The sequence below is a fragment of the Stenotrophomonas sp. SPM genome (assembly GCF_003105135.1).
GTDB lineage: Bacteria > Pseudomonadota > Gammaproteobacteria > Xanthomonadales > Xanthomonadaceae > Stenotrophomonas.
The window spans coordinates 1-6402 of sequence record NZ_QETL01000153.1 but is presented as its reverse complement, the minus strand read 5'-3'; the positions used below and the strand labels follow the sequence as shown (position 1 = coordinate 6402).

The 6402-nt window shown below is 70.2% G+C and carries 4 protein-coding genes; 3 read left to right on the top strand and 1 reads right to left on the bottom strand.

Annotated elements, in window-relative coordinates; genetic code table 11:
* On the top strand, positions 1-1094 hold a 1094-nt coding region (locus DCO49_RS19025), incomplete at its 5' end, for a hypothetical protein (protein WP_116865322.1).
* Here DCO49_RS19025 and DCO49_RS19020 read toward each other — a convergent pair.
* The gene (locus DCO49_RS19020) at positions 1091-3190 is read right to left on the bottom strand and encodes a glycosyltransferase (RefSeq protein WP_116865321.1); all 2100 of its coding nucleotides are present in this window, start codon (positions 3188-3190) and stop codon (positions 1091-1093) included. The genes DCO49_RS19025 and DCO49_RS19020 overlap by 4 nt on opposite strands.
* Before the next feature lie 96 nt (positions 3191-3286).
* Here DCO49_RS19020 and mrcB point away from each other — a divergent pair, with 96 nt between their 5' ends.
* Both mrcB and DCO49_RS19010 read left to right on the top strand, forming a co-directional pair.
* Positions 3287-5728, top strand: coding sequence for a penicillin-binding protein 1B (mrcB, locus tag DCO49_RS19015; RefSeq protein ID WP_116865320.1), 2442 nt, complete (start codon positions 3287-3289; stop codon positions 5726-5728).
* The gene (locus tag DCO49_RS19010; protein WP_116865319.1) at positions 5728-6261 is read left to right on the top strand and encodes a hypothetical protein; all 534 of its coding nucleotides are present in this window, start codon (positions 5728-5730) and stop codon (positions 6259-6261) included. Before mrcB ends, DCO49_RS19010 begins: the two co-directional genes overlap by 1 nt.
* The last annotated feature ends 141 nt before the right edge of the window (positions 6262-6402 follow it).

Here is a 6402-nt window from a genome sequence, read left to right as displayed (position 1 = left end):
CGCGGCAGCTGCAGGCGCGGCGCAGTGCGGGCGCGGGGATCGGTGCCTTGCTGGCACAGGCGCGCAATGCGTTCGCGGCCGGCCGCCTGGATGAGGGCGACAGTAGTGCGCTGCCGCTGTTCCAGCGCATCCTGGCCCTGCAGCCGGACAACCTGCCGGCGCTGGAAGGACGCGAAGATGCCCTGAGCGATCTGCTGCAGCGCGCCCGCGCGCTGGCTGCACGCGGCGAGCTGGCGCAGACCGCGGCCCTGCTGCAGCGTGCGCGCCAGTTCGATGCCGGTCACAGCGATCTGCCGGCCAGCCAGGAAGCGCTGGCGCGCGCGGTCGACCAGCGCCTGCGGCAGGCCCAGCGTGCACTGAAGCAGCAGACGCTGGACGCCGCGGCCAACGCCTTTGACGCCGTGCTGGCAGTGGCGCCTGATGACCCCAATGCATTGCGCGGCCGCGAACAGACGGCGCAGGCGCTGCTGGCACGCAGCCAGCGCCAGGCCGCCGATTTCCAGTTCGAGGCGGCCGAGACCGACCGTGCGCGTGCCGCTGCACTCGGCGCATCGCAGGCGGCGCTGCAGCAGGCCGCACAGCGCATCCAGCGCGCCCAGCAGGCGCGGCAGGGACAGCAGCAGCCGGTATTGAGCACGGCCCAGCGCGAGCGGACACTGCGCGACCACCTGCGCCAGATCGATCGCGCCGAGCGTGAAGGACGCTGGATCAGCCCGCCCGGGCATAGCGCGTTCGACGCGCTGCGTGAGGCACAGGCGCTGGCTCCGCGCGATGCGCGGGTGAGGGCGGCTGCCGCGCGCCTGCTGCCGGCCAGCCGGCAGTGTTTCGATGACAACCTGCGGCAGAACCGGGTGCAGGCGGCGGGCGCCTGCCTGCAGGCCTGGCAGACCCTGGCGCCGACCGCGACGGGCCTGCCGTCGGCACGGGTGCGGTTGGCACAGCGCTGGCTGGCCATCGGCAGTGAGCGGCTGGGCCGCGGCGACGTGGCCTTCGCCGCGGCCGCGGTCGACCAGGTGCGCCAGCTGCAGCCGGACCTGCCGGAGCTGGCTACGTTCGAGCAGCGCCTGCGGCAGGCCGGCGGGCGGCTGGATTAGTCGAAGAACACCCGCTGCACGGTGGCCCGCGCCGCATCCAGCGAGAAGTGCTGGGCGACGTTGGCCAGGCCCGCATCGGACAGCTGCTGCCACAGCTGCGGGTCCTGGTAGAGGCGCACGACCTCGGCCGCGAACGTGACGGCGTCATCTGCCACCAGCACGTCCTGGCCCGGCTGCAGGTGCATGCCTTCCACCGCGCACGTGGTGCCGACCACCGGCTGGCCATGGGCCATGCTCAGGTTGATCTTGCCCTTCACCCCGGCGCCGAAGCGCAGCGGGGCAATGGCGATGCGGGCACCGTCCATGTACGGCACGATGTCCTCGACGAAGCCGTGCATCTCCACCCCGGGCTGGCCGGCGGCCAGCGCCAGCAGGCTTTCCGGCGCGGCCGCGCCGATGCAGTGCAGGCGCACCTGCGGCAGCTGCGCGCGGATGCCGGCGAAGACCTCGCCGATGAACCATTCCATCGCATCCAGGTTCGGCGGGTGGCGGAAGCCGCCGACGAATACCAGGTCGTGGCGCTGTGCATACGGCGCACCTGCGCCGGCCACTTCATGCAGGTTGGAGATCAGCTCCACCCGTACGCGCGGTGCATCGGCCTGCAGCTGTTCGCGCTCGGCGGCACTGACCAGCACGGTGACGTCGCACTGCTCCATCACCGCCAGTTCGCTGCTGCGGGTGCGTTCGGCCGCACGCAGCAGGCTGGCATCGCCGGCCACTTCGGCGCCGCGGCGCTCGCGCAGGTAGTGCAGGTCCACCGTGTCGAACACGGTGCGTGCCTGCGGCGCGTAGCGTTTGAGCAGGGGCAGGCATTCGTTGGCCACGTGGTGGCGTACCAGCAGGGCCACGTCGAAGCGCGCAGCGTGGCTGCGCAGCCAGCCGGCCACGCCCTCGATGAACGGTGCGTACCAGACTTCCACGCCCATCCGTTGCAGGGCGTCGGTGGCCACGCCGCCGTGCTCGCGCCGGGTCGGCACGAACACCACATGGGCCCCGGCCTGCAGCAGCAGGCGGATCAGGTTGACCTGGCGCAGCGAGGCCGAATCGCGCTCGGGGCGCGGGACTTCTTCGTCCAGAATCAGCACTTGGCGGCGGCCGCGGTACAGCAGGGCGGGCGAGGGCACTTCGCCCACGGCCGGGTGGCGCGCCAGTTCGGTGGCCCATCTGGCGGCGAAGATGCCCTGGTTGCGCACCTGGTAGGCCTTCACCCCGCTGCCGGTATCAGTGCCGTTGCTGGTGCCTTCATCGTGGATGACCCGGCTCGCCGGCTGCACCAGCACGCGGCGGCCCAGCGCCCGCACGCTGAAGGCCAGATCGGTGTCTTCGTAGTAGGCCGGCCGGTAGCGGGTATCGAAGCCACCCAGCTGCTGCCACAGGGCGCGCGGCAGCATCAGCGCCGCGCCGGAGCAGTAGTCCACGTCGCGCAGGCTGGCATAGCGCGGGTCGTCGGCGGCCTCGAAGCGGCCATAGCTCCAGCCGCTGCCGTCGGCGAAGATCACCCCGCCCGATTCCTGCAGGCGGCCATCGGGGTAGAGCAGCTGGCTGCCGACCAGGCCGGCCTCCGGCACCGCAGTGAAGGTATCCAGCAGGGCGTCCAGCCAGCCCGGCTGCGGCACCGTATCGTTGTTCAGCAGCACCACGTACTGGCCGCGCGCGCGCTCCACGCCGTCATTGCAGGCGTCGATGAAACCGCCGTTGCGCTCACGCACCTCGTAACGCAGGCCGGCAACCTGCGGCATCCATTGCACGGTGGCATCGCTGCTGCCGTCGTCGACCACCAGGATCTCGCAGGCGGCCGCCGGCGGATGCGCGGCCAGCGCCCGCAGGCAGGCCAGGGTGTGATCGGCGTGGTTGTAGACCGGGATGATGATGCTCACCACCGGCGATTCGCTGAAAGGCACGCTGAACGGCGCGAACGCCTGTGTGGCCGGCAGGTACAGCGGGGCACGCGGGGCCGGCACGGCACGCTGGCTGTGCACCCGGATGCGCTGCCAGGTGGCCCGCCAGCCGCGGGTCCGCAGGCTGGCCAGGCTGCGCCGGGCCAGGCCCGTCAGGCGATTGATCAGGTAGCGGATTTCGGCCAAAGACATCGCCATCCGGTTGCAACTCCAGCTTAAGCGGGGGAACACGGGGGAATCCGCCAGCCACGGTGGCTGGGGTAGACTCGCCTGACCCTACATTCTCGCATTCCCGTGCCCCGACGCTACGATTCCGACGACATCGACGATTTCGACGACGACGACCAGCAGGACTCCAGTCCCCTGTGGCGCCGCCGGTTGATCACCTGGACCATGGCGGCAGTCGCGTTGGGACTGGGGTTCCTCATTCCCTATACGCTTTACCTGAACCAACAGGTCACCCAGCGTTTTGGCGAACTGCGCTGGCAGATTCCGACACGTGTCTACGCGCGCCCGCTGGTGCTGGTGCCCGGCAAGGCCATGGACGCCGCCACGCTGAAGACCGAACTGGCGGCGTCGGCCTACCGCGATGATGGCCTGGGCAAGGACCCGGCGACCTATGCGGTGCAGGGCGGGCGCTTCACCATTTCCAGCCGCGGCTACAACGATGTCGATGGCCACGTCGCTGCCAAGCGCGTGGAACTGTCGCTGTCCGGCGGCAGCATCGCGTCGCTGCGTGACCCCGATTCGCGCAAGGCACTGAAGGCCGCCCGCCTGGATCCGGCGCGCATCGCCACGCTGTACGGGCAGAAGCAGGAAGAGCGCCGCCTGATCCGCATGAACGAAGCGCCGGACCTGCTGGTGACCGGCCTGCAGGCGGTGGAGGACAAGGACTTCAACCGCCACCACGGCATCGACCTGTCCGGCATCGCGCGCGCGGTGTGGGTAACCATCCGTTCCGGTGGCCAGAGCCGCCAGGGCGCGTCCACGCTGACCCAGCAGCTGGCCCGCAGCGGCCTGCTCGGCATCGGCAAGGAACAGACACTCACCCGCAAGTTCAATGAAGTGCTGTACGCGCTGATCATGGAAGCGCGCTACGACAAGCGCACCATTTTCGAGGCCTACCTCAACCAGGTGTACCTGGGCCAGCGCGGCAGCCAGGCGATCCACGGCATGTCCTCCGGCGCCGAGTTCTGGTTCGGTCGCGACCTGTCCTCGCTGGATACCGAGCACATCGCGCTGCTGATCGGCCTGGTCAAGGGGCCGTCTTACTACGACCCGCGTCGCAACCCGGAGCGCGCGACCGACCGCCGCAACTTCGTGCTGGGCAAGCTGCACGAAGCAACCCTGATCGACGACGCCGAGTACCAGCGGGCGCTGAAGGCGCCGCTGGGCGTGCCCAAGAGCCCGGGCCTGGTGGCGGCCAACCGCTTCCCCGCCTATGTCGACCTGGTACGTCGCCAGCTCGGTCATGACTACCCTGAATCGGCCCTGCAGGGCGCCGGCCTGAGCGTCATGAGCGGCATGTCGCCCTCCGCGCAGGCCTACGCCGAAGGCGCGGTCACCCGCACCATCAAGTCGCTGGAGAGCAAGCGTCGTCCCGAGCTGCAGGCGGGCATGGTGATGACCGACGTGCACAACGGCGACGTGGTGGCGGTGATCGGCAGCCGCGAAGTGTCCGAGGTCGGCTTCAACCGCGCCATCGAGGCACAGCGCCCGGTCGGTTCGCTGCTGAAGCCGTTCGTGTACCTGCTCGCCCTGGCCCAGCCGGACCGTTATTCGCTGGCCAGCTGGGTGGATGATTCACCTGTGACGGTGCAGCTCGGCCGTGGCCGCAACTGGAGCCCGGGCAACGCGGACAACCGCAGCCACGGCACGGTGCGGCTGATCGACGCGCTGGCCCATTCCTACAACCAAGCGACCGTGCGCGTGGGCATGCAGGTCGGCCCGGAACGGGTGACCCAGCTGATCCACGTGCTGGCCGGCATCAAGGCGGATCCCAATCCGGCGGTGATCCTCGGCTCGACCGACCAGAGCCCGTATGCGATGGCCCAGCTGTACCAGTTCCTGGCCTCCGGTGGCGAGATCCAGCCGCTGCATGCGGTGCGTGGCGTGCTCGATCCGCAGGGCAAGCTGCTCAAGCGCTACGACAAGACCCCGGCCCCGGCCCAGGAAGGCGATTCGATTGCCGCCAACCTGATCAGCATCGGCCTGCAGCAGGTCGTCGCCAGCGGCACCGCGCAGCGCCTGAACGCCGATGGCCTGGGCCGCCTGCAGCCGGCCGGCAAGACCGGCACCACCAACGATGGCCGCGACAGCTGGTATGCCGGTTACACCGGCGACCACCTGGCGGTGATCTGGATGGGCAACGACCAGAACGAACAGGCTGGCCTGTACGGCGCCACCGGTGCGATGCGGGTGTGGTCGGGCATCTTCCAGCGCCTGCCGAGTGCGCCGCTGAAGGTCAGCAACAAGGGCCTGGACTGGCAGTCGGTGGCCGCCACCGGTACCAACAGCACCGATGAAGGCTGTCCGGACGCCCGTCGCTTCCCGTTCGTGGTTGGCTACGCGCCGGCCTACGCCTCCTGCGCGCCGGCCGCGTTGCCGGACGAGCAGGGCGGTGAAAGCGAAAGCGGTGGCTGGCGCAGCTGGTTCGGCCTGGACCGCAAGCAGGAACCGCCTGCCGCCGAACCTGCCGCAGCGCCCGCTGCCGCCACTCCTCCTCCCAGCCGGTGATGCCGATGACCTTTCGATCCCTGTATCCGCTGCTGGCCGTGACCGGCCTGAGCCTGGCCTTGGCCGCCTGCGTGAGCAGCCCGCCGCCGGCAGCCAAGCCGGTGGACACCACCACGCCGGCCCAGCGCCTGGCCAACGTGGAAGCCGCCGCTGGCCCGGACGACAAGGAACTGTCGGTGCAGCCGCTGCGTGATTCGCAGGTGGAAGACCTGCGCCAGACCGCACTGGCCCAGCGCCAGGGCAACGACTTGGCCGCCGCCGCCGGCAGCCTGGACCAGGCGCTGCAGATCGTGGCGGGCGACCCGGCGGTGCTGCAGGAACGCGCGGAGATCGCGCTGCTGCAGGGCCAGTGGGCCGAGGCGGAGACGTTCGCGCGCAAGGCGGTGGACCTGGGTTCGAAGACGGGGCCACTGTGCCGCCGGCACTGGGCGACCATCGAGCAGTCGCGCCTGGCGCGGGGCGAGAAGGAGAATGCGGTATCGGCGCATGCGCAGATTGAAGGGTGCACGGTGCCGGGGATCAAGCGGTACTGAGGTGTTCCCCTCCATCGGGCGCAGCCCCCTCTGCGGCACGCGCTCGAACTGACGGATGGTCGTGATGGGCCGGGTGGGTGGGGCGTGCAGGACACGCCGTAAACCCGTCCATGGGGGCTCGATGGCGCCATCCATGGCGCC